The organism is Catellatospora aurea (assembly GCF_042663325.1).
GTDB lineage: Bacteria > Actinomycetota > Actinomycetes > Mycobacteriales > Micromonosporaceae > Catellatospora > Catellatospora aurea.
This window is the reverse complement of sequence record NZ_JBHTAC010000001.1, coordinates 148,555-169,107: the sequence shown is the minus strand read 5'-3', so window position 1 is coordinate 169,107 and position 20,553 is coordinate 148,555. Positions and strand designations below refer to the sequence as shown.

The 20,553-nt window shown below is 73.4% G+C and carries 22 protein-coding genes; 4 read left to right on the top strand and 18 right to left on the bottom strand.

The features are described from left to right. Positions 1-97: 97 nt before the first annotated feature. From ACFQO7_RS00840 to ACFQO7_RS00800, 9 genes are read right to left on the bottom strand one after another with little or no spacing between them, the layout of a single operon-like run. Positions 98-841, bottom strand: a complete 744-nt coding sequence (locus tag ACFQO7_RS00840; protein WP_376804512.1) for a maleate cis-trans isomerase family protein — start codon at positions 839-841, stop codon at positions 98-100. Further along, a complete protein-coding gene (locus tag ACFQO7_RS00835) occupies positions 838-1,500 on the bottom strand; it encodes a hypothetical protein (RefSeq protein ID WP_376804511.1) in 663 nt (220 codons plus the stop codon). The genes ACFQO7_RS00840 and ACFQO7_RS00835 overlap by 4 nt, the downstream gene beginning before the upstream one ends. After that, positions 1,497-2,270, bottom strand: coding sequence for an SDR family oxidoreductase (locus ACFQO7_RS00830; protein ID WP_376804510.1), 774 nt, complete (start codon positions 2,268-2,270; stop codon positions 1,497-1,499). The genes ACFQO7_RS00835 and ACFQO7_RS00830 overlap by 4 nt, the downstream gene beginning before the upstream one ends. Next, on the bottom strand, positions 2,267-3,217 hold the full coding sequence (locus ACFQO7_RS00825) for a hypothetical protein (protein ID WP_376804509.1): 951 nt from the start codon (positions 3,215-3,217) through the stop codon (positions 2,267-2,269). The genes ACFQO7_RS00830 and ACFQO7_RS00825 overlap by 4 nt, the downstream gene beginning before the upstream one ends. After that, positions 3,210-3,917, bottom strand: coding sequence for a hypothetical protein (locus ACFQO7_RS00820; RefSeq protein ID WP_376804508.1), 708 nt, complete (start codon positions 3,915-3,917; stop codon positions 3,210-3,212). The genes ACFQO7_RS00825 and ACFQO7_RS00820 overlap by 8 nt, the downstream gene beginning before the upstream one ends. 2 nt (positions 3,918-3,919) lie before the next feature. Continuing rightward, complete coding sequence (locus ACFQO7_RS00815) at positions 3,920-5,122, bottom strand: aromatic ring-hydroxylating dioxygenase subunit alpha (protein WP_376804507.1); 1,203 nt, start codon at positions 5,120-5,122, stop codon at positions 3,920-3,922. Between the two features lie 3 nt (positions 5,123-5,125). After that, positions 5,126-6,097: an alpha/beta hydrolase family protein gene (locus ACFQO7_RS00810; protein WP_376804506.1), complete on the bottom strand. Its 972-nt coding sequence runs from the start codon at positions 6,095-6,097 to the stop codon at positions 5,126-5,128. Next, the gene (locus ACFQO7_RS00805) at positions 6,094-6,894 is read right to left on the bottom strand and encodes an oxidoreductase (RefSeq protein WP_376804505.1); all 801 of its coding nucleotides are present in this window, start codon (positions 6,892-6,894) and stop codon (positions 6,094-6,096) included. The genes ACFQO7_RS00810 and ACFQO7_RS00805 overlap by 4 nt, the downstream gene beginning before the upstream one ends. Positions 6,895-6,901: 7 nt before the next feature. Beyond that, a complete protein-coding gene (locus ACFQO7_RS00800; protein WP_376804504.1) occupies positions 6,902-8,479 on the bottom strand; it encodes a carbon-nitrogen hydrolase family protein in 1,578 nt (525 codons plus the stop codon). Between the two features lie 88 nt (positions 8,480-8,567). Here ACFQO7_RS00800 and ACFQO7_RS00795 point away from each other — a divergent pair, with 88 nt between their 5' ends. Then, on the top strand, positions 8,568-8,849 hold the full coding sequence (locus tag ACFQO7_RS00795; RefSeq protein ID WP_376804503.1) for a Dabb family protein: 282 nt from the start codon (positions 8,568-8,570) through the stop codon (positions 8,847-8,849). Between the two features lie 6 nt (positions 8,850-8,855). Here the strand turns inward: ACFQO7_RS00795 and ACFQO7_RS00790 are convergent, their stop codons facing one another. Beyond that, positions 8,856-9,422, bottom strand: a complete 567-nt coding sequence (locus tag ACFQO7_RS00790; RefSeq protein ID WP_376804502.1) for a dienelactone hydrolase family protein — start codon at positions 9,420-9,422, stop codon at positions 8,856-8,858. Positions 9,423-9,524: 102 nt separating this feature from the next. Between ACFQO7_RS00790 and ACFQO7_RS00785 the strand changes: the two genes are divergently transcribed. Continuing rightward, positions 9,525-10,013, top strand: coding sequence for a TspO/MBR family protein (locus ACFQO7_RS00785; RefSeq protein ID WP_376804501.1), 489 nt, complete (start codon positions 9,525-9,527; stop codon positions 10,011-10,013). 142 nt (positions 10,014-10,155) lie between these two features. Here the strand turns inward: ACFQO7_RS00785 and ACFQO7_RS00780 are convergent, their stop codons facing one another. Continuing rightward, positions 10,156-10,761 carry a TIGR03086 family metal-binding protein gene (locus tag ACFQO7_RS00780; RefSeq protein ID WP_376804500.1) on the bottom strand — a complete coding sequence of 202 codons (606 nt, stop codon included), beginning with the start codon at positions 10,759-10,761 and terminating at the stop codon, positions 10,156-10,158. A gap of 97 nt (positions 10,762-10,858) precedes the next feature. Here ACFQO7_RS00780 and ACFQO7_RS00775 point away from each other — a divergent pair, with 97 nt between their 5' ends. Beyond that, on the top strand, positions 10,859-11,500 hold the full coding sequence (locus tag ACFQO7_RS00775; protein ID WP_376804499.1) for a TetR/AcrR family transcriptional regulator: 642 nt from the start codon (positions 10,859-10,861) through the stop codon (positions 11,498-11,500). Between the two features lie 127 nt (positions 11,501-11,627). Here ACFQO7_RS00775 and ACFQO7_RS00770 read toward each other — a convergent pair whose 3' ends face one another. The 7 genes from ACFQO7_RS00770 to ACFQO7_RS00740 all read right to left on the bottom strand — a co-directional run bounded on the left by ACFQO7_RS00770 (position 11,628) and on the right by ACFQO7_RS00740 (position 19,510). Continuing rightward, the gene (locus tag ACFQO7_RS00770; RefSeq protein WP_376804498.1) at positions 11,628-12,152 is read right to left on the bottom strand and encodes an RBBP9/YdeN family alpha/beta hydrolase; all 525 of its coding nucleotides are present in this window, start codon (positions 12,150-12,152) and stop codon (positions 11,628-11,630) included. A gap of 72 nt (positions 12,153-12,224) precedes the next feature. Further along, entirely contained in the window at positions 12,225-13,673 is a 1,449-nt protein-coding gene (locus ACFQO7_RS00765; protein WP_376804497.1) for an aldehyde dehydrogenase family protein, read from the bottom strand. A 43-nt stretch (positions 13,674-13,716) separates the two neighbouring features. Continuing rightward, positions 13,717-15,003, bottom strand: coding sequence for an FAD-dependent oxidoreductase (locus ACFQO7_RS00760; RefSeq protein ID WP_376804699.1), 1,287 nt, complete (start codon positions 15,001-15,003; stop codon positions 13,717-13,719). Continuing rightward, a complete protein-coding gene (locus ACFQO7_RS00755) occupies positions 14,891-15,742 on the bottom strand; it encodes an isocitrate lyase/PEP mutase family protein (RefSeq protein ID WP_376804496.1) in 852 nt (283 codons plus the stop codon). Before ACFQO7_RS00755 ends, ACFQO7_RS00760 begins: the two co-directional genes overlap by 113 nt. After that, positions 15,739-17,214, bottom strand: a complete 1,476-nt coding sequence (locus tag ACFQO7_RS00750; RefSeq protein ID WP_376804495.1) for an aldehyde dehydrogenase family protein — start codon at positions 17,212-17,214, stop codon at positions 15,739-15,741. The genes ACFQO7_RS00755 and ACFQO7_RS00750 overlap by 4 nt, the downstream gene beginning before the upstream one ends. After that, positions 17,211-18,497: an acyl-CoA dehydrogenase family protein gene (locus ACFQO7_RS00745; protein WP_376804494.1), complete on the bottom strand. Its 1,287-nt coding sequence runs from the start codon at positions 18,495-18,497 to the stop codon at positions 17,211-17,213. Before ACFQO7_RS00745 ends, ACFQO7_RS00750 begins: the two co-directional genes overlap by 4 nt. A 23-nt stretch (positions 18,498-18,520) precedes the next feature. After that, entirely contained in the window at positions 18,521-19,510 is a 990-nt protein-coding gene (locus ACFQO7_RS00740; protein ID WP_376804493.1) for a flavin reductase, read from the bottom strand. A gap of 146 nt (positions 19,511-19,656) precedes the next feature. Between ACFQO7_RS00740 and ACFQO7_RS00735 the strand changes: the two genes are divergently transcribed. Next, positions 19,657-20,466 (top strand): IclR family transcriptional regulator, encoded by an 810-nt coding sequence (locus tag ACFQO7_RS00735; RefSeq protein ID WP_376804492.1) that lies wholly within the window; start codon positions 19,657-19,659, stop codon positions 20,464-20,466. Positions 20,467-20,553 lie beyond the last annotated feature (87 nt).

Below are 20,553 nucleotides of genomic sequence, written 5' to 3'. Positions count from 1 at the left end.
GCGGGCCGGGCTTGTCATAGACGTTGGCCTATCACGTCGAGTTTTCGTGCCTCGCAGTCGATGTAACAGGCCAACGTCGATGAAAGAGCGGAGCGGGTCAGTGGTCGCGGAGCAGGGAGCCGGCGCCGTGGACCTTGTCGGCGATGCCGTTGTCGCGCAACGCCATCCACCAGGTCGCGGCGTTGATCGCGATGACCGGCTTGCTCAGCCAGCGCTCCGCCTCGTCGGCGAGCCGCACCACGGACAGGTTCGTGCCGCACTGCACGATCGCGTCGACGTCCGGGCCGTCGACCTTGCGGATCGCCGCGCGCAGCTCGTCCTCGGTCACGTGCGCGATCGCCACCGCCGTCGGGCACTTCAGGCCCTCGATCGCGGTGACCTCGAACCCGATCTCGCTGAAGAACTTCACCACGTTCTGGTCGCCGACCGGCTGGTACGGCGTGACCACGCCGATGCGCCGCGCCCCGTAGAGCTTCAAGGCCCGCTCGCAGGCCTCGGCCCCGGTGGCGACCTCCAGCCCGGTGATCGCCTTGATCTGGCGGACGAACTCGCGGTTGCCCTCGACCCCGCCCCAGAACGTCTCCGCCGACATGCCCATGACCATGTAGTCGGGCTCGCAGGTCAGCACCCGCTCGCAGGCGGCCCCGATCTCGTCGCGGATCTGCACCAGCAGGTGCTCGAAGTTCGCGTCGTCGGACAGGTCCTGGTTGCGGATGTGGATCCGCGAGAAGTGCGCGGTCACTCCCGGCACCGTCATCGAGTAGAAGTCCGGCTCGACGATCGTGTTCGTCGACGGCGCGATCACCCCGAACTTGCGCCGCCACCCTAGTGCGTCGGTCATGCGGGCACCTCCACGGGACGAAGGCCGGCGGCGCGGGACGCGCGGACGGTGAGCAGGGCGGCGGTCAGGAAGACGGCCTGGGCGAGGGTGTTGGTGCCCTGCTCCAGCCACTGGAAGGCCAGCGTCTCGTGCTCGGGGTGGTTGCGCAGCGGCACCAGCGAGGTGACGGCGACGATGCCGAGCACGAAGAGCACGACCGCGACCCAGGCCCGGCGGCGTCCGGCCAGCACCGCGCCGAGCACGCTGATCAGCGTGACGCCGGTGGTGGCCGCGATGAACGCCGGTTGCACGCTGCCCAGCGCGACCGCGGCCCCCGCGACCCCCACACCCACCAGGGCGTACGGCCACCACGGCGCGCGCCGCCCGCGCAGGGTCGTGTGCAGCGACCACAGCACCAGCAGCGCACCGGCCGCCATCAGCGGGAACAGCGACTGCTCCAGCCAGCGCAGGTCGTGGCCGGACGAGGACAGGATGAGCTTCCAGGTGGACTTGGCCACCCCGCCCAGCCCGATCAGCACGCCGCCGAGCCGCCCGGCGACGGCGGCCCGCCGGTCGATCGCGGCGGACGCCCCGCCGAGCAGCCAGAACCCGGCCAGCGCCAGCAGCGTGGGGACGTAGTCCTCCAGCGCCAGGATCACCGGGTAGTCGTTGGTGTTCACGCGTCCTCCCCGAACACGTCGCGCTTGCGGAACGCGGTCAGGAACCGCCAGAACGCCTTGCCCTGGGTCAGCCACGCCACCCGGGCCCCGTTCTTCGCCCCGGCCAGCACCTTCTCGGCCAGCCACGGGGTGACGGTCTCCACCCGGTCCGCCAGGATGTTGAAGACCTTCTTGGCCTGCGCCAGTTCTTCCGGGGTGTAGTCGTGCGTGAGCAGGTCGGTGACGACCATGCCGGGGGACAGGTGGTGCACGGTCACCCCGGTGCCGTCCACCTCCTTGGCGAGGCTGTCCGTGGTGTAGGTGACGGCCCGCTTGGTCGCGCCGTACACGGTGAGCCCGGGGCGGCGCATGCCGTTGGACCCGAAGCCCTCCATGTTCCACAGCGCGCCCGCGCCCTGGCCCCGCATCCCGGCCAGCGCGACGGCACTGGCGTGCAGCAGGCCGCGCAGGTTCAGGTCCACGGTCGCGTCCAGGGCCTCGGGGTCGAGCTCCCACAGCTTGCGCCGGGCCGGGGACATGCCGGCGTTGTTGATCCAGATGTCGACCCGCCCGTGCCGCTCCACGGCCGCGTCCCACAGGCGCTGCACCGCCTCGCGATCGGTGACGTCGGCGACCACGCCGTACGCCGCCGGAACCTGCTCGCCGGCCCGCTTGACCGAGTCGACGGACCGTCCGCAGTAGACGACCTGCGCGCCCCGCGCGGCCAGCTCCCGCACCAGCCCGAGCCCGATGCCCCTGGTCCCGCCGGTGACCACCACGACTTTGCTCACGCGGCGTCCTCCCATTCCAGGAGGCCGTGCAGGACGCTGTCGAGCACGTTGCCCTGGAAGATCTCGTAGACGACGGCGAGGCGCTTGCCCGCCGACATGCCCGGCTCGGCGTCGATCATGAATTCGCGGTACTTCACCTTGGTGACGTCGGCGAAGTGCAGGGAGCCGAAGGCGGCTCGGCCGAAGGCGACCGCGTTGCCCCAGGCGTCGGGGCCCTCGTGGAACAGCCGGTTGCCGTCGCGCCGGGCCGAGGCCGTGGCGCTGCGGTTCAGGGCTCCGGACCAGGTCAGGGTGCGGCGGGTGTGCAGCAGGTCGACCGGTTCGAGGGCGAAACGCACGTCGACCGTGCCGCGCGGCTTCTGGTCGGCGCCCCAGAGTTCGCAGCTGCCCGCGTACGCCCCCGATTGTTTGGTGGGCATGATGTGCGGGACCGGGCCGCGGCGCGTCTCGGCCGCCAGGAAGTCGGTGACCCGGGCCTGGGTGGCGGGGTTGTCGTCGTGGTCGGTGCTGCGGGTGTAGACGCCGTTGAAACAGCCGACGACCGACCAGCCCTGGTAGAGCACGGACGAGTACACCTGGGTCTGCCCGTCGGGCAGGATCTGGTTCCAGGTGTTCAGGTCCACCTGCCAGCCGGGGCCGTAGTAGTGCGAGTCGACGAACGAGCCGTAGGGCTGGCCGGTGCCGTAGAAGTCCGGCCCGGTGTACACCCGGTCGTCGTCGGCGTCCTCGACCCCGAACGCGAACGGCGCGCCCAGCCGGAACTGCCCGGCCAGCGGCCCGCCCCCGGTGAGCCCGCCGTCCATGTAGTACGTGGTCACGCCGTTGTCGAAGACCGACGAGCGCCGGATGTCCTCGTATCCGCACCAGGTGCCGGTGGCGTCGAACAGCGACGGCCGGCCGTGCCACTCCCCGGTGATGCGCTTCTGCCACTCGCTGGGCTCAGCCATTGGCCACCAGCTCGGCCCGGATCGCGTCGGTGGTCGCGTCGCCGAGCAGCCGGGACACCTGCGCCCAGACCGGGTCGACGTCGCGGCTGAAGATGTTGCCCCGAACGGCGGCGTCCCGGGCCGCCAGGTCCACCCCGTCCGGGTTGGGCAGTCCCTTCTCGACGAGCGTCGACCAGTGGTCGGCGTAGGCGTTCACATACGCGTCGATGCTGGCGAAGGCCTCCTCGGTGGCGCGGTTGACCAGCATCCACGGCGACATGACGGCGCGCTGGCGCGGGCCGACCGCGGCCGGGGACAGGCCCTCGGTCGCCGAGGCGGCCTCGAACACCGGGGTCAGCGGGTGGAAGGCCGCGTCCAGGTAGGGCAGGTTGACCGCCAGGTCGGCGCGGGGGATCAGGTCCAGGTGGAAGGCGTGGTAGGAGCCGCCGTACACCGAGTCGAGGGTGAAGTGCGGGACGGCCGAGTCCTCGGGGGTGAACGCGAAGATCATGTGGCTGTCCAGGTGGATCATCGGGACGACCAGGCCGACGTAGACGACCTTGGCGACGGCCTCGCCGCGGAAGATCCGCACCGAGCCGACCGGGGCGGGCGACATCGGGCTGGTCAGCTCGGCCAGCGGGGTGTCCTGCGCGACCAGGTCGGGGTGGCGGGCGAGGATACGTTGCAGGGTGCGCTCGCACAGGTCGGCGGGCAGGCTCACGGTCACTCCTCAGGGGTGGATTCGGACTCGGCCGCCGCGGCCGCGTCCCAGGCGGCCTGGACGGTCGGGTGCTCGCCCCGGGCCTTGTGCACCCAGGCGCGGGCCAGCTCGGGGTTCTCCCGGCGGGCCGGGGACGCGATCACGGTCGCGGTGCGGCGCGGCACGTCGCCGGTGATGCTGTCCTCCTCGGACAGCAGCCAGCCCTTCTCGGCCAGCTCCTGGCGGCGACGGCGGTAGTGCACCGCGATCAGGTCGCTCTTGATGTGCAGCTCCGCGCCCAGGTCGAAGGGCAGCAGCTCGGGCCGCACCTTGTTCACGACCTCCGCGTCTTCGTAGAAGATCTTCAGGGTGCGGTTGATCGCGTTCTTGTCGGCCCACTTGCCGGTGAAGAAGGTGCGCAGCGCGACCCACTTGACCAGCGTGGTGGTCTCGTCGATTGGGATGTTGGTGTCGTAGATGACCAGCTCGCCGATCGGCAGCCGCACGTGCAGCTTGATCATGTTGGGTAGCATCCAGCCGGCCGACGTGCGCACCGGCGGGCGGTTGTTCAGGTCGCCCTTGTTGCGGTTCAGCGCCGCCCAGATGCCCTTCGGCCGCGGCGGGTACAGGTCCACCGTCGCGAACGCCGACCACTCGTCGGGGGTCTCCAGCTCGTACTCGGCGACCTCGGGGCGCTCCGGGTTGCCGAACGCGCCCGCGTGCACGAAAGGCGCGTGCGCGATGTCGCAGCCGTTCTCCAGGATGCGCTCGTAGTTCGCCTTCCACAGGAACTCGCCGGTCACCGCCCGGAAGCGGCCGCCGTTCTCCAACAGGTCGTCGAACTCCGGCCACACCGGGATCGGCGGGCGCTCGGACTCCGGCAGGTCGCCCATGAACACCCAGACGAAGCCGTACTTCTCGGCCACCGGGTACGAGTCGACGCGGGCCTTCTTCGGGATGGCCCGCCCCGGCAGGTTCGCCGGGATCTTCGTGACCTGGCCGTCGGCGTCGTACTCCCAGCCGTGGTACGGGCACACGAGGCAGCCGTCCTTGGTCCAGCCGCCGGACAGCGCCGCGCCGCGGTGCACGCACAGGTCGCTCAGCGCCACCGGGCGGCCCTTGGGCGTGCGGTAGAGGGCCAGGTGCTGGCCGAGCACGGTGACCCGGGCCGGCTTGACGGTCACCCGGTCGGCGAACTCGACCGCGTACCAGAAGTTCTTCAACATGGCTTACCTCCGCTGGATGGACGCGACGCCGTCGTGCCCGGCGAGCTTGTCCCATTCGGTATACGACGCCTGGTCGCCGGTCAGATGCATCCGGCAGAACGTGCCGAGCAGGTCGGCCAGCAGTTCGCGGTGGGCCGCCGGGTCGCCGTCGGCGGGCTGGTCGAGGAACGCCCGCGCGGCGGTGTGGTCGACCGGGTGCACGATCGCGAAGTGGTTCGCCCCGGCCAGCCGGACCAGCGCGTTGTCGCCGCCCCGGTCGGGCAGCGCCTCGTCGAAGGTGCGGGTGATCGGGTCGCGGCGGGTGGCCGCGTCCTCGCCGTAGCGGTCGGCGGAGCCGTTGATGACGCCGTCGTTGGTGCCCGCGACCAGCAGCACCGGGCAGTCGGCCTGGGCCGGCAGCACCGTGCCCGCGGGCCAGCCCAGCATGGTCGCGACCATCGTGTGCGCCCCGTACGTCGCCACCGCCTTGACCTCGGGCACGAACCGCGCGGACTGCAACGCGACCGTCCCGCCCGCCGAGTGTCCGATCAGGGCGACCTTGTTCAGGTCGAGCAGCCCGGCGACCGGTCCGGTCATCGCGGCCAGCGCGTCGAGCACAGGCCGCAGCGACGGCGTGGTGGGCCGCTTGCCGTAGCCGTCGGGCCGGGCCGCGTCCAGGTCCACGCCCGGCGTGATGCCGTGCAGGCCCCCGAACAGCGTGCCCACCCAGTCGTACGTCACCGCCACGATGCCCTGCTCGGCCAGCCGCACCGCCAGCCAGCGGTACGCCTCCTGGCCGACGTTCACCCCGGACACGATCACCGCCACCGGGTACGGCGCCCCGTCCGCGTCGGCGGCCATCACGCCGGACAGCCGCTCCCGGTCCGAGCCGTCCGGCCGGGCCGGGTAGTAGACACGCAGGTGCGCGGTGTCGAACGGGGCCTCGTGCCCCGGGATCGTCGCCGCCCACCAGACGGAGCGGATCACGGTGGTCACGGCCGGGCCGACTTCCGGTCGCCGCCCCACAGGCCGCGGACCAGCTTGTCCGTGGTCTCCTGGCCGAAGAAGCGCACGCCCATCACGTTGGCCGGGTCGCGCTCGGCGATGTTGCGCCGGATGCGCAGATCGGTCTCGGCCAGCGCCGCCCGCTCCTCCTCGGGCACCGGCGGGGCCTCGTCGACCCAGCGCAGCCACCGGTCCACGTGCTCGTGGGTCAGCCTGCGCACGATGTCGAGGTTGCGCTCACTGCGGCCGAACGAGTAGCAGTACGCCGTCGGGCTCAGGCTGGCGCGGATGAAGCCGGCCCGGCTGACGAAGTACTCGAACTCGGGGTCGGCGCGGTGGGCGAGCCAGTCGGCGTCGAGCGGGGCGTAGTAGCTGTCGTAGTACTCGCCGTCCTCCATCAGGTTCACCCGGGGCACCGAGTCGAGGTAGAACCAGCCCTCCGGCCACACCAGCAGGGCCAGGCCCAGGTGCGGCACCTTGACCTGCGGGCCCAGCCACACGGTCAGGTGCAGGTTGGCGAAGCTCGCCGACGGGTTGCCCAGCCAGGAGTGCACCATCCAGTCGACCTCGGGACCGCTGTACGCGGCCAGCGAGCCGCCGGGGCCGTCCGGGTACTGCCCGTACGACTCCAACTCGAGCGTGGACTCGTCGCGGTGCAGCTCGAACCGGGCGTCGATCTTCGCCTTCAGCTCGGCGAGCAGTTCCTGGTACAGGTGGAAGGTCTCGTGCACGTCGACGACGGGGGAGTTGTCCACCATGTCCTCGACGTGGCGCAGGGTCTCGGCCACGGTCGGTCTACCTTTCTGTGAGGGCTTGCACGAGCCGCCAGGGGCGGCCGTCGACGAGATCGGTCTGCCGCGACACCTGCCGGTTGGCGGCCTGCGCGGGCGCGACATCAGCCCGCCCGGACACCTGTCCGGCGGGCACGGTGGTGATCACCGGATGGCTGATCCGCCCCGTGAACGGGCCCTGCCACGCGGTCCACAACGTGAAGTCCGGCGACAACGCGAACACCGCGCTGTCCTGCTCCACCGGCGCGGCCGCGATCACGTTGAGCCGGTTCTCCGCCGCCCGCTCCGGCAGCCCGAGACTCAACTCCCACGCCTCACCGGCCTCGAACGGCACCGCCACCACATCGGCGTCGGCGAGCGCCGCCAACCGAAACACCTCCGGGAAGATCGAGTCGGCCCCGGCCACCATCGCCAACCGCCCCCACGGCAGCTGCACGATGCGCACCTCGCCGCCCGTCGTGTCGGGGGCATGCAGCACGGGCTGGTGGGCGACCTCGCCGTTGGCGTCGAGGAGGATCGGGCCGGTCGGGGTGGCGGTGACGGCGTGGGCGTTGGTGCCGTCGAGGGCGGCGGCGAGCAGGGTGGGGTCGGTTTCGGTGGTGACGATGAGGCGGGCGCCGGCGGCGGCGGCGCGGGCGGTTTCGCGTACCACGGTCGCGGTGTCGCCGCGGACGATCGCCACCGGCAGCGTGGCCGCGCCCGCGGGGTGGCGGCGGCCGTGGGGCGGGGCGGCGATGGGGGCGTAGAGCTCGGGGCGGCGGGCGGCGAAGATGTCGGTGCCGTCGGGGCGGCGCTTGTCGTCGGCCAGGGACGGGTCGATGTCGGCGATGACGACGGCCTCGCCGGTGCGGGGGCCCTTGGCGACCACCGTGCCGTCGGGGGCGACGATCTGGCTCTCGCCCGCGCCGTGCAGCCACTCGGCGGGCACGCCGAGCGCGGCGCTCAGCCGCGGCAGGTGCTCCTCGGGCAGCAGGGGGCCGACCTTGTTCGCGGCGACGACCCACACCTTGTTCTCGGCCGCGCGGACCGGGATGTGCAGGCTCGCCTCGTCGGTGGCGAACGAGTTGAGGCTGTTGAGCAGCACCTGCGCGCCGCGCAGGGCCAGGCCGCGGGCGACCTCGTTGATGACGCCCTCCATGCAGGCGTACATGCCGAGCCGCCCGAGCGGGGTGTCCAGCACCGGACCGATCTCGCCGGCCGGGTCGAGGTGGTCGTTCTCCGCGCCCATCAGCGTCTGCTTGTCGCACTGGCCGAGCACCGTGCCGTCCGGCCCGAACATGAAGTTGGTGCCGCCGGTGCGGCCGTCCGGGTGCGCGTGGGTGACATTGATCTTCACGTACGCCCGGTGCTTGCGGGCGCGCTCGGCGACCGCGGTCAGGAACGGGTCACCGGGCCGGGTGGCGATGCGGTGCGCCTGCGCCCGGTCGGCGTAGTAGGACAGGTGGTTGCAGAACTCGGGCAGGACGATCAGCTGCGCGCCCTGGGCCGCGGCCTCGTCGATCAGTCGCAGGCAGGCGGCGAGATTGGCCTCGACGTCCTGCGACGCCGCGAGCTGCACCGCGGCAACCCGTGTTGGAGCCATGTGGTGTCTCCGGTTCCCCTAGCGAAACGCTGTTTCCCGAAACTACACTCGCGGGGGCGTTTGCAACAGTGGTTGACCGGAGGTCGTGATGCTTTCTCACGTGGTGCTGATGACGTTCGCCGACGCAGACGATGCTGCCAAGGCGAAGGATCTTTTGGAAGGGCTGGTCGGGGCTGTTCCGCAGGTCCGAACGCTCCAGGTGAACCTCGACGAGCTGCACACCCCGGTCTCGGCGCACCTGTGCCTGATCACGACCCACCACGACGCGGACGACCTGCGCGGATACCAGGAGCACCCGGCGCACCTGGAGCTGGCGCAGTGGCTGCGCCCGCGGCTGGCCGCCCGGGTGGTCGTCGACTTCAGCAGCTGACCCGCTTCAGCTCAGCGCGGCCAGGAACCGCAGGCAGCGGTCCCAGGCCAGCTCGCTGGACGCGGCGTCGTAGTCGGGCGAGGCGTCGTCGGTGAACAGGTGCCCGCCCGCGTACGTGAACACCTCCGGATGTGCCCCCAGCCGGGCCATCGCCAGCTCCCACAGCATGATCGCGTCGGCCGACTCGTACTCGTCGCGCTCGGCGATGTGCAGCTGGGCGTCCAGACCCGACGGCATGCGGCGCGGCGTGCCCGCGGTGCCGTGCAGCAGGAGCAGGCCGCCCACTCGCGGCTCGTGCTCGGCGACGGCCTGCGCGAAGCTCGCGCCCATCGACAGCCCGGCCAGCACCCCGCCTCCCGGCAGGTGCGCCGCCGCCTGCCGGGCGCGGTCCTGCACCACCTCCGGCCCGATCTCCCGGAGCAGCGCGAACCCCTCGTCCACGGTGTCCACCACCACCCCGTCGTACAGGTCGGGCGTGAGCACCGTGTGCCCGGCGTCGCGCAGGCGCTCGGCGGCGCTCAGCACGGCCGGGCGCAGCCCGATGACGGAGTGGAACAGCAGGACGTGGGCCATCCGCCCATCCTGACAGGCGCGCAGGCGCCCCGCCTGCCGCGAAATCGACGCAACCGGGCGGAACGCCGTTTCCGTTCCAGGCGGTTCGGCTATAGCGGAGTCATGACGGTTCACCTGGCACGGCGTCCGGCGGCACAGTGGTGGGCGCTGGCCGGCTTCTTCGCGGCGGTGATCGTGGTGGCGCTGGTCGGCTCGCTGGCCGTGGCGCGGCCCGCCGACGACTACACGGCCCTGGCCCGGCCCGGCTGGGCACCGCCGTCGTGGCTGTTCGGGCCGGTCTGGACGGTGCTCTACGCGATGATCGCGGTGGCCGGCTGGCTGGTCTGGCGGCGGGCCGGCTGGGGACCGCCGATGTGGGCGTACACCCTGCAGCTGGTCCTCAACGCGATCTGGACGCCGCTGTTCTTCGGCGCGGGCCAACGCGGCCTGGCGTTCGCCGACATCGTCGCACTGTGGCTGGCCATCGGCCTGACCGTGCTGCTGTTCCGCCGGATCTCCGCGCTCGCGGCCTGGCTGCTCGTGCCCTACTGGCTCTGGGTCACCTTCGCCACGGCCCTCAACCTCACCATCTGGCGACTCAACCAGCCCTGACCGCCCGCCCCGTGCGACCTGCCACGAGCGCCCCGCCCCGGCGGCCCCTGCCATAGGCCGCAACTCTTCAAGACTCCCGGCCTCCGTCACTGCGAGAGGCCGCGAGTCTTTAAGAGTTGCGCCAGGTGGGGGCCGGGCAGGGTCAGGCCTGCGGCGTCCAGTCGGCGCGGCGGCCGAGGTAGGCGAGCAGTTCCGTGGTCGGGTCGGTGTCTGCGGCCACGGTCAGTTCGGGGGCGTACGCGCCATAGGCACGCAGTGGTTCGACGATCTGCCGGGCGACCGTGAGCAGCTGCTGGGAGTCGTCTGCGGTGAGTGGGGACGGTCGGCCGGTGGCGACGGCGATGTCCCAGGCGTGCACGGCCGCGTCGAGCGCGGCGGCCCCGGCGGCGATCCACAGCGGCAGCGGACCCTGCGGCAGCGGCACGGGCACCTGCTCCGCGTCGGCGGGCACGGTGGCGAAGGCGGCCGCCGACGCGCTGAGGGCCTGCTCCAGCAGGGCGGTCGCGTCCCCGTCGATGCTGCCGGAGGGCCGGAACGGGTCCTCGCTCGGCCACGGCCCGCCGGTGATGGCGGCGGCGAACCCGATCTGGTCGCCGGTCGCGTGCTGCAGCACCTGGGTGACGTTCCAGTGCTCGCAGGGCGTCGGCAGGTTCCAGCCGTCGGCCGACACGCCCGCCACGGCGGTACGCAGCGCGGTGTGCGCGGCGGCGAGCAGGGTGATCGCGTTGGTGCCGGTGATCGTGGTCATGGCTCCGCCCTTCGTCTCGGCAATTCCGGAACGGAATGCCTTGTTCTGTTTCAGCTTAGCAGAGCGGAACGATCCGTTCCACTGCTAAACTGAACCGGTGACGGAGACGGACGCGGCCCCGATGTCGGGTCGCAAGCAGCAGGCGGCGCGCAACGACACGGCGATTCTCGACGCGGCCCGGGAGGTGTTCCTCGCCGATCCGAAAGCGCCCATCGCCGCCGTGGCGGAGCGGGCCGGCGTCGGCATCAGCGCGCTCTACCGCCGGTACAGCGGCAAGGAGGAACTGCTGCGCCGACTGTGCCACGACGGGCTGCTGCTGTTCGTCGCCCAGGCCCAGGCGGCGCTGGGCGAACCCGACCCGTGGCGCGGCCTGACCGGCTTCCTGTCGGCGGTCGTCGACGCCGACGTGCACTCGCTGACCGTGCACCTCGCCGGGACGTTCACGCCGACGCCCGAGATGGGCGCGACCGCCCGCCAGGCCGGTGAACTTGCGGCGCAGCTCGTGCAGCGGGCGCTCGACGACGGCAGTCTGCGCGCCGATTCCGTACTCGCCGACGTGACCCTCCTGCTGGAGAGCTGCGCCGCGGTACGCGTACCCGACCCCGCGCGCACCCGCGAACTACGCGCCCGGCACCTGGCCCTGCTCCTGGACGGCCTCGCCGCCGGCCGCGACCGCGCCGACCTCCCCGGCCCGCCCCCCACCCCCGCCGAACTCACCTGGCGCTGGCGCACGGCCTGACCGGGTCGCCATACGCGTCAAGGTCATCCGACGTGCCTGGCACCTGGGCGTATGCGTCCTCAAGATACGCACGATTGCCAGGCAAGTCGGACGATCATCGGCGCTCGGCGGGGCCGAGGTCGGACGGTCAGTGGAGTTCGGCGAGCAGGGACTGGCCCTGGGGCCAGGAGCCGAGGCCGGAGTCGGCGTTGAGGTGGCCGCCGCCGGGGACCACGACCAGGCGGGATCCCCACGCCTGAGCGAACGCCTCGCAACGCGGCAGGGCCGCCCACGGGTCGTCGTCACCGGCGACGACGATGCTCGGGAACGGCAGCGGCACGAGCGGCACCGGCCGGAAGTTCACCAGCTCGGGCACCTCGGCGGTGTCCACATCGGCCGGTGCGACCAGCAGCGCGCCGCGCACCTTTGCGGTGTCGCCGCTGCGAGCGACCCAGTGCGCGACCGTCACGCAGCCCAGGCTGTGCGCCACCAGCGTCACCGGCGCGGGTGCGGCCGCCACCGCGGCGGCCAGCGCCTCGACCCAGTCACCGACCAGCGGGTGGAACCAGTCGGCCTGCTCGACCCGCCGGAACCCCAGCCCCTGCTCCCACCGGGTCTGCCAGTGCGCCGGGCCGGAGTTCTCGAAGCCGGGCAGGATCAGCACGCTCGTCACACCGGCAGCGTAGGCGGCAGCCGGCTCGGCTCGCCGACGCGGGTCACGCGCCGCCGCCGAAACCGTGGCCGATCACGACGCCGGGTACGCGTTCGCCGCCGCGCCCGCGCCGCCCGCCCGGAACGCGGCCGGGGCGTGCACAACACACGTCTGCGCGTACTCGGCGATGCCCTCCTCGCCGTACTCGCGGCCGTACCCGGAGCGCTTCACGCCGCCGAACGGCGCGCGCAGTGACATACCGGTGCGGTTGTGCGTGTTGACGAAGACGAACCCGGCCTCCAGCCGCCGCGCCACCGCGAACGCCCGCTCCTCGTCGGCCGACCACACCGACGCGCCCAACCCCAGCTCACCGGCGTTGGCGCGAGCGATCAGGCCGGCCTCGTCGCGGTAGGACAGCACCGGCACGGTCGGCCCGAACTGCTCCTGCGCGACCAGCGGCGCGTCCTCGGGCACGCCGGTCACCAGCGTCGGCGTGACGAAGTGCCCGGCTCGCAGGTCGGCGCCCGGGTCGACGCGGCCCACCGGCAGCGCCCGGCCGCCGCGCGCGACGGCGTCCTCGACCAGCCCCGTGATCCGCGCCGCGGCCTCGGCGGTCACCACCGGGCCCATGCTGACCCCGGCGGCGAGCGGGTCACCCAGGCACAGCACCTCGGCGGCGGCCGCCCGGTACGCGGCCACGAACTCGTCGTGGCGTGACTCGGGCACGTACAGCCGTTTCGCGGCCATGCACACCTGCCCGCTGGTCGCGAACGACGCCATGACCAGCCGCCGCATCGGCTCCGGGGACAGGTCGGCGTCGTCGAGCAGCAGCACCGGATCGTTGCCACCCAGCTCCAGCACCGTCGGCGTGGTCTGCGCCGAGGCCGCCGCGGCGGTCACCCGGGCGGTGGCCGTGCCGCCGGTGAACGCGACCTTGCCGACCAGCGCGTGCCCGACCAGGGCCGCGCCCGCCGCCGCGTCGCCGTGCAGCACCTGCAGCACGGCGGCCGGCAGCGCCGACGCCAGCAGCCGCACGGTGCGGTCGATCGCCAGCGGGGCCAGCGGCGACGGCTTCACCACGACCGTGTTTCCCGCGGCCAGCGCCGGGGCGATCTTCAGGAAGGACAGGATGATCGGCGCGTTCCACGGGGTGATCGCCGCGACCACGCCGTACGGGCGGCGGCGCAGCAGCAGCCGTCCCGCCGCGTCGTCCAGGGCCGTGTCCGCGAGCACCCGCGGGGCGTGCTCGGCCACCCAGCGCAGGAAGGTCAGCGCGAAGCCGAGCTCGCCGCGGCAGTCGGCCAGCACCTTGCCCGACTCGCGGGCCAGCAGCTCGGCCAGGATCGGCAGGTGCGGCTCGACCGCGTCGGCGGCGGCCCGCAGCGCGGCCACCCGGTCGGCGACCTCGACGCGCGCCCAGTCCCGCTGCGCCGCGTCGGCGGCCCGCACCACGGCGTCGACCCGGGCCGGGTCGGCGGCGGGCACGGTGCCGACCAGCTCATACACCCGCGCCGGGTTGTAGCGCGTGATCCGCTCGCTCATGCCGTCTCCCCGGGGCGAACCCCGGCGGGTTCGCAGCACTCGCTCATGCGGGCACCGGGCGCAGGGACGAGATCATGCAGGCGCGTAGCAGGTGGGCGCGGGCGCGGACCGGGTCGGCCGCGGTGGCGCGGATCTCGTCCAGGTACGCGGCGCGGGCCGCCGGGTCGGTGGCGGTGAGGCGCTGATAGTTCTGGTGGGAGACGGTCTGCACGTACTCCAGGGCGATGCGTCGCCGCTGGGCCGCGGCCAGCCGGATCGCGCCGTCGCCGGTGACCAGCGCGCGGGCGTACGCCACCGCGTCGTGGATGCCCGAGTTCATGCCCAGCCCGCCCAGCGGGTTGTTCACGTGCGCCGCGTCCCCGGCCAGCAGCACCCGTCCCACCTGGAACGTCTCGGCCACCCGCTGGTGCACGCGGTAGATGCTGGCGTGCGCGACCCGCCACGGCCGGCCCGGGTCGGCGACCTGGCGCAGCCGCCCGTCGAGCCGGTCCAGCTCATCGCGGTCGGGCGTGCCGTCCGGCGTCGGCAGCAGCACCCGCCAGTGGTCCGGGGTGTGCAGCAGCACCGACCAGTCCACCGGGTCGAACACGTAGTTGACCTCGGCCAGGTCGTCGAGCAGCGCGGGCAGGTCCTCGTCGGTGGACGCGACCAGGAAACGCTCCGGGTAGGTGATGCCCGCGAACTCGACACCCAGCGATCGGCGTACCGCGGAGTGCGCGCCGTCGGCGGCGATCAGCCAGTCTCCGCGTTCGGTCCGGCCGTCGGCGGCGCGGACCACCACGCCGTCGGGGACCTGGTCGACACCGGCGACGGGCCAGCCGAGCCGGATCACGCCACCGGCGGCCTCGACCTCGGCCCGCAGGATCGGGGTGAGTTTCGACTGCTCGCACTGCACCCGGTACGGGTACGGCGTGTCCCGGGCGAGCACGCCCAGGTCGAGCGTGGCGACGTGGCCCGACGCGCGGTCGCGGTAGGCGAACGTCGGCGCGACCAGGCCCCGGGCCAGCAACGCGTCGACGACGCCCAGCTCGGCCAGCATCTCCAGGGTCGGCGGGTGGAACGTCGACGCCCGCGACTCGGCGGCCAGGTCGTCACCGGCCTCCAGCACGGTCACCGCGACACCCTGCCGCGCCAGCGCCAGCGCGGCGGTCAACCCGACCGGCCCCGCCCCGGCCACGACGATCCTGCTCATGCCCTCTCCTGCCTGTGTCGGGTCGTCAGTTGTGTCTCGCGTCGAGCGCCAGGGCCTCTTCCTGGCCCACGAGCCCGGTGAACTCCGACCAGGCCAGGCGGTCCACGCTCGCCCCGCCGACGGCGGCGATCTCGCGATAGGCGCGGTCGGCGGCGTGCAGGGCCGCCAGCAGCGGCGCGACCGGGTGCAGCACCAGGCGTACCCCGGCCGCGGCGAGTTCTGCGTCGCTCGCGGCGGCGGTGTGCCCGCCCGCCTCGGAACGGTTCAGCACCAGCGGCACCCCGGGCAGCGCCGCGTGCGCGCGGGCCAGTTCGTCCAGGTCGGACACGCCCTCCAGGAAGACGGCGTCCGCTCCGGCGGCCGCGTAGGCCCGGCCCCGGGTGATCGCGTCGTCCAGGCCGGTCACCGTGTACGCGTCGGTGCGTGCCACCACGACGATCCCCGTGCCGTCGGCGACGATCGCCCGGATCTTGCGGGCGGCCGTGGCGGCGTCGACGAGTTCCTTGCCCGCGAGGTGCCCGCAGCGTTTCGGCATCACCTGGTCCTCCAGGTGCAGGCCGGACACGCCCGCGGCGACGTAGCGCCGGGCCGTCCACACGGCCTGCAGCGCGTCGCCGTAGCCGGTGTCCGCGTCGGCGAGCAGCGGCGCCCCGCCCAGCGCGGGCGTGATCCGGGCGGCGCGTTCGGCGATGTGCGTGCCGTGCACGTAACCCAGGTCGGGCAGGCCCAGGTCGAGGGCGGCGCAGGCGGCCCCGGACAGGTGCGCGGCCCGGTGCCCGGCGCGGACGGCCAGCGCCGCGGTGGGCGGGTCGTACACGCCGGGCAGGTGGGTGACGCCGGCCGAGGCGAGCAGGGCCCGCAGCGCCGGGGCGGTCACGGGCGGCCGTGCAGCGCGAAGCCGCCCTCGACGCCGACGACCCGCGGGTTGGTGAAGAAGCGCAGCGTCTCGGCCGTGCCCTCCTCCGAGTAGCCGGACAGGCCCCAGGCCGGGCGCGGGGTGAACAGGTGCAGGCTCATCACGCTGGACCCGTTGACCTTCACCTCGCCCGCGCGCAGCCGCCGCGCGACCGCGAGCGCGGCGTCCTCGTCGGTGCCGGTCACGTACGCCTCCAGCCCGTACGGCGTGCCGTTGGCCAGCGCCACCGCCTCGTCGACGGACTCATACGTGTGCACGGCGGCGACCGGCCCGAAGATCTCGTGCGTGGTGTGCGCCGGGTCGACCCCGGTGACCAGCGTCGGGCTGAGGTAGTTGCCCTGCTCCGGCACGGTCAGCGGGGCGTGCGCGGTGCCGCCGTGCCCGACGAGGGCGTCGCGGGCGGCGATGACCTCATCGCGGTGTCCGGAGTGGACCAGCGGCCCGAAGTCGGTCTCGGGGTCGAGGGGCGCGCCGACCCGTAGCGTGGCCAGCCGTTCCAGGGTCGCGTCGAGGATCTCCGCGGCCCGCCCGGCGGGCAGGATCAGGCGGCCCAGGGCCCGGCACCACTGCCCGTTGAGGGTGGTGAGCAGGTCGGCGGCGGCGCGGGCGGCCGTGGCGGTGTCCGCGTCGGGCAGCACGACCAGCGGGTTGTTGCCGCCGAGTTCGAGTTGCACGGGCTTGATGTCGTACGCGCACGCCGCCGCGACGGCCCGGCCGCCGGACAGCCCGCCGGTGAACGACACCGCCCGCACGCGCGGATCGCCCACCAGCCGCGCCCCCGTGCCCGCGTCGCCGTGCACGAGCTGGAACAGCCCGCCGGGCAGTCCCGCCCCGGCCAGCGCCTCGTGCACCGCCCGCGCCAGCAGCTGCGTGCCGTACGGGGCGTACTCGCTGGGTTTGACGATCGTGGGGCAGCCGGCCGCGAGCGCGTTGGCGGCCTTGTGCGCGGCCATCGGCGCGGGCGCGTTCCACGGGACCACGCACGCCGCGGGCCCCCAGGGCAGCCGGTCGACGTGCGCGAGCCGCCCGTCCTCGCGCGGCATCGCGCTGCTCAGCCAGCCCTCGCGCAGCTGCATCGCGGCCAGCCGGAACGCGCCGCCGAGGATGACCGACAGCGGCATCGTCTGCGAGATCGGCACACCGGTGGCGAAGGACTCGACGGCCGCGATGTCGCGGCCGACGGCTTCCACCCGGGTGGCCACCGCGTCGAGCACGTCGGCGCGTGCGGCGGCGGGCAGGCCGGACCAGGCGCCGGAGTCGTGCACCGCGGTCGCCGCGGCGACGGCCGCCTCGACCCGCGCGGGCTCGCTGCCGACGGCCGCGCCGACGGGCTCGCCGGTGGCCGGGTCCTGCAGCGTGAAGCCGAGCGGGGCGGCGCACGCCGCCCACTGTCCGTCGACGAGGTCGGCGACCGCCTCGGGCCGGGCGCTCACTTGGGCACGCTCGCGAACAGGTCGTTGGCCCGGTCGGCGGTGACCATGCCGGCCGCCTCCAGCCGCCCGCGCTCCGGCGGGAACGTCATGACCAGGCCCATCGACAGGTCGCGCAGGGCGCGGCCCATGGTGCCGTGCAGGGTCGCGCCGGAGGTGCCGGACGCCTTGAACGCCCCGACCGCGACCGCGAACGCGTTCTCGCAGATGGAGCCCTTGGCCAGCCGCCACTGCCGGTAGACCTCGTTCTTCGGCGCGATGGGCGGCTCGGACGTCTCCAGCAGCAGCTGGCGGCGCAGCCACAGGTACGCCGTCTCCAGGTTCTCGGTCATGTCCCCGATGATCACCTGGTGCATGGGGGACTCGGCAATGGGCCGTCCGGTGTCGGCGAACGTCTTGCCGGTCAGCCGCTGCAGCGTCTCGTCGTACACGCCCTGGGCGCAGCCGACGTACACGGCGGTGATGGCGAGCTGGTTGCCGACGAAGCTGCCCCGGCTGCACTGGAGCATCTTCACGAACGCGCCGGGCACGGTCAGCGCCTCGGTCGCGGGCACCCACACGTCGCGCAGGGTGATGCCGTGGTTGGCCGAGCCGCGCATGCCCAGCCCGTCCCAGGCCGGGCGGGAGGCGACGCCCTCGGCCTCGCGCGGCACCAGGAACAGGGCCAGCCCGGCGGCGGTGTCGGTGCCGTCGAGCCGGGCGGTGACCAGGTAGGTGTCGGCGACGCCGGTGGCGCAGCCGAACGACTTCTCGCCGGTGACCAGCCAGCCCTCGACGCCGTCGCGGGTCGCGGGGCGGGCGGTGGTGGAGATGGCGATGTTGGCGCTCGCGCTCTTGACCGACTCGCTGGCGAAGTTGGCCAGCCAGGTGCCGCCCGCCATGCGGCGCAGCACCTGCTCGGCGAAGGCGCGCACGACGGGCACGTCGGCATCGCCGAACAGCCCGGCGTCGATCGCCTCCAGCGGCAGCAGCCCGCGCGAGGCGCTGGTGTTGTGGAAGAAGAAGGCGAGCGCGGTCGACGGGCAGGCGCTGCCCATCGCGAACGTCGCGGCGGCCAGGTCGCGCAGGCCGCCGCCGAGGCCGCCGTACTCCTCCGGCACGACCAGGCCGAGCAGCCCGGCCTCGCGCAGCAGGGCGACGTGGCCCGCGGGGAACTCCCCGGCCGCGTCGGCCTGCTCGGCGGCGGCGCGCAGCGCGGGCAGCACCGCTTCCACGCGTGCCGCGCGGTCGAGTTCGGCGGCGGTCATGTCGTCGACGAGGCGCTGGCCGATGAGCCGGTCTGCCATTTCGTGCACTCCCTTGTGGATGGTCAGGCGAGTTCTTCGGAGACTGCGGGCAGCGGCGCGCACGCCACCCCCAGCTGGCGGGCCAGCAGCAGCAGGTCCTGCGCGGGCAGGCCGCCGGAGCCCGGGTCGAGCACGGTGTCGAAGCGGTGCACACCGCTCTTCATCGCGACCAGTGCGTTGACCAGGCCGAGGCCGTGGTGGGCGAGCAGTCGTACGTGCACCGGCGCGGGGCGGGCGCGCACCACGGCGTCCTGCAGCACCCGGCGCACCTGCAGCGGGGACGCCGGGCTGCTCTCGGCGCAGCCCAGCGTCACCCCGGGCAGCCCGGCCAGGGCGTCGATCGCGGCGAGCACGTCGGTCTCGCGGGCGGGGGAGAAGGCGTCGGCGACGTACGCCAGCACGGGCGCGTGCGCCGCGGCGGCGGCGACCTGCGCGACGTCGCCGGGGTCGCGGACGAGCAGCGTGTGCGCCCGCTCGGCGGCGGGGCCGTCGAGCACCGTCATGGTGATCTCCTCGGGCAGCGGGTCGGCCAGCTGGCCCCACGCGCGCGAGTGGAACAGCAGCGGCGCGGTGACCCGCGGCACCGCGGCCTCGACGACCCGGCCGACGAAGATGGTGTGGTCTCCACCGGGGTACGCGTGCTCGACGGTGCAGTCGAGCCGGCCGGTCGCGTCGGCGAGCATCGGGCAGCCGGTCTGCCCGGTCAGCCAGTCGAGTCCGGCGAAGCGGTCCTCGCCCGGTCGCGCGCCCGCGAAGCGGCGGCCGATCTCGGCCTGGTCCTTGCCGAGGAAGCTCAGCGCGAACACCCCCGCCTGCTCGATCATCAGCCGGGTGGGCAGATGATTGCCGAGACAGACGGAGACCAGTGGCGGATCGAGGCTGACGGAGGAGAATGAGCTGGCGGTCATGCCATGGGGACGCCGCCCGCCGTCCGGCTCGGTCACCATGGTGGTGACCACGGCGACGCCGCTGGGCCACTGGCTCAGCACCGAACGCAGGTGCGTGCCGTCCACTGCCACCGCCTTCCGTTTCGCATTAGGAAACGCTGTTGCCGTGAAGGTAACGACTCGGCCGCGCCGCTGTCAACGCCCGTGCGGCCTCTGCGCGCCGGGGGTGGCTGGATCTACACTGACGACCGTCCGCGCTCACAGGAGGACCCGTGCCCACTGCCGCTGCGAAGTCGACCGTCACCGCTGACGACGACAGCCAGTCCCGCTCCATCGCCGCCGTCGAGCGGGCCATGGACGTGCTGCTCTACTTCGGGCGCAGCGGACACCCCGACCTCGGCGTCACCGAGATCGCGACCGCGCTCGGCCTGACCAAGGCCGCGGTGCACCGCATCCTCACCGCGCTGCGCAGCCGCGATCTGATCACGGTCGACCCGGTGACCCGGCGCTATGCCCTCGGCCACGCCGCGGTGTCGCTGGGCCGGGCCTACCTGGCCCGCACCGACCTGCGCGCGATGGCCGCACCCGAGCTGCGCCTGCTCGCCGAGCGCACCGGCGAGACCGCCACGCTGTCCCTGCGCCGCGGCGACACCCGCCTCTACGTCGACCAGGTCGTGCCCGACCAGGAGCTGCGCATGGAGGTCACGCTCGGCATCCCGTACCCGCTGCATGCCGGCGGCTCGTCGAAGGCGTTCCTGGCCTTCCTGTCCGACAGCGAGGTCGACGCCTACCTCGACCGGCACCCGCTGCAGCCGCTGACCGACAAGACCGTCACCGACCCGGCGAAGCTGCGCAAGGAACTGGCCGCGATCCGCAAGCGCGGGTACGCGACCTCGCTCGGCGAGCGGCAGGCCGGGGCCGCGTCGATCGCCGCGCCGGTGTTCGACCACGACGGCCACGTGGTCGCCGTGCTCAGCGTCGCTGGCCCGGCCGCGCGCTTCAAGCCGGAGGGCTCGGGCAACGCCCAGGAGCTGGTGGCCGCGGCGGCCCGCATCTCGGAGCAGCTCGGCTACGTCGCCTGAGCGCGGCCGACCGGCCGTCGGAGTCGCCTCCGGCAGGTGCTTCGCGATGCGGCTACATCAAAATAGATGTGGCCACATCATCTTTGA

What these genes read in the sequence shown, in the direction of transcription:
- ACFQO7_RS00840 (WP_376804512.1), bottom strand. Translation starts at nt 841, where the DNA reads ATGACCGACGCACTAGGGTGGCGGCGCAAGTTCGGGGTGATCGCGCCG.
- ACFQO7_RS00780 (WP_376804500.1), bottom strand. Translation starts at nt 10,761, where the DNA reads ATGACCACGATCACCGGCACCAACGCGATCACCCTGCTCGCCGCCGCG.
- ACFQO7_RS00800 (WP_376804504.1), bottom strand. Translation starts at nt 8,479, where the DNA reads ATGGCTCCAACACGGGTTGCCGCGGTGCAGCTCGCGGCGTCGCAGGAC.
- ACFQO7_RS00785 (WP_376804501.1), top strand. Translation starts at nt 9,525, where the DNA reads ATGACGGTTCACCTGGCACGGCGTCCGGCGGCACAGTGGTGGGCGCTG.
- ACFQO7_RS00815 (WP_376804507.1), bottom strand. Translation starts at nt 5,122, where the DNA reads ATGTTGAAGAACTTCTGGTACGCGGTCGAGTTCGCCGACCGGGTGACC.
- ACFQO7_RS00825 (WP_376804509.1), bottom strand. Translation starts at nt 3,217, where the DNA reads ATGGCTGAGCCCAGCGAGTGGCAGAAGCGCATCACCGGGGAGTGGCAC.
- ACFQO7_RS00790 (WP_376804502.1), bottom strand. Translation starts at nt 9,422, where the DNA reads ATGGCCCACGTCCTGCTGTTCCACTCCGTCATCGGGCTGCGCCCGGCC.
- ACFQO7_RS00765 (WP_376804497.1), bottom strand. Translation starts at nt 13,673, where the DNA reads ATGAGCGAGCGGATCACGCGCTACAACCCGGCGCGGGTGTATGAGCTG.
- ACFQO7_RS00795 (WP_376804503.1), top strand. Translation starts at nt 8,568, where the DNA reads ATGCTTTCTCACGTGGTGCTGATGACGTTCGCCGACGCAGACGATGCT.
- ACFQO7_RS00745 (WP_376804494.1), bottom strand. Translation starts at nt 18,497, where the DNA reads ATGGCAGACCGGCTCATCGGCCAGCGCCTCGTCGACGACATGACCGCC.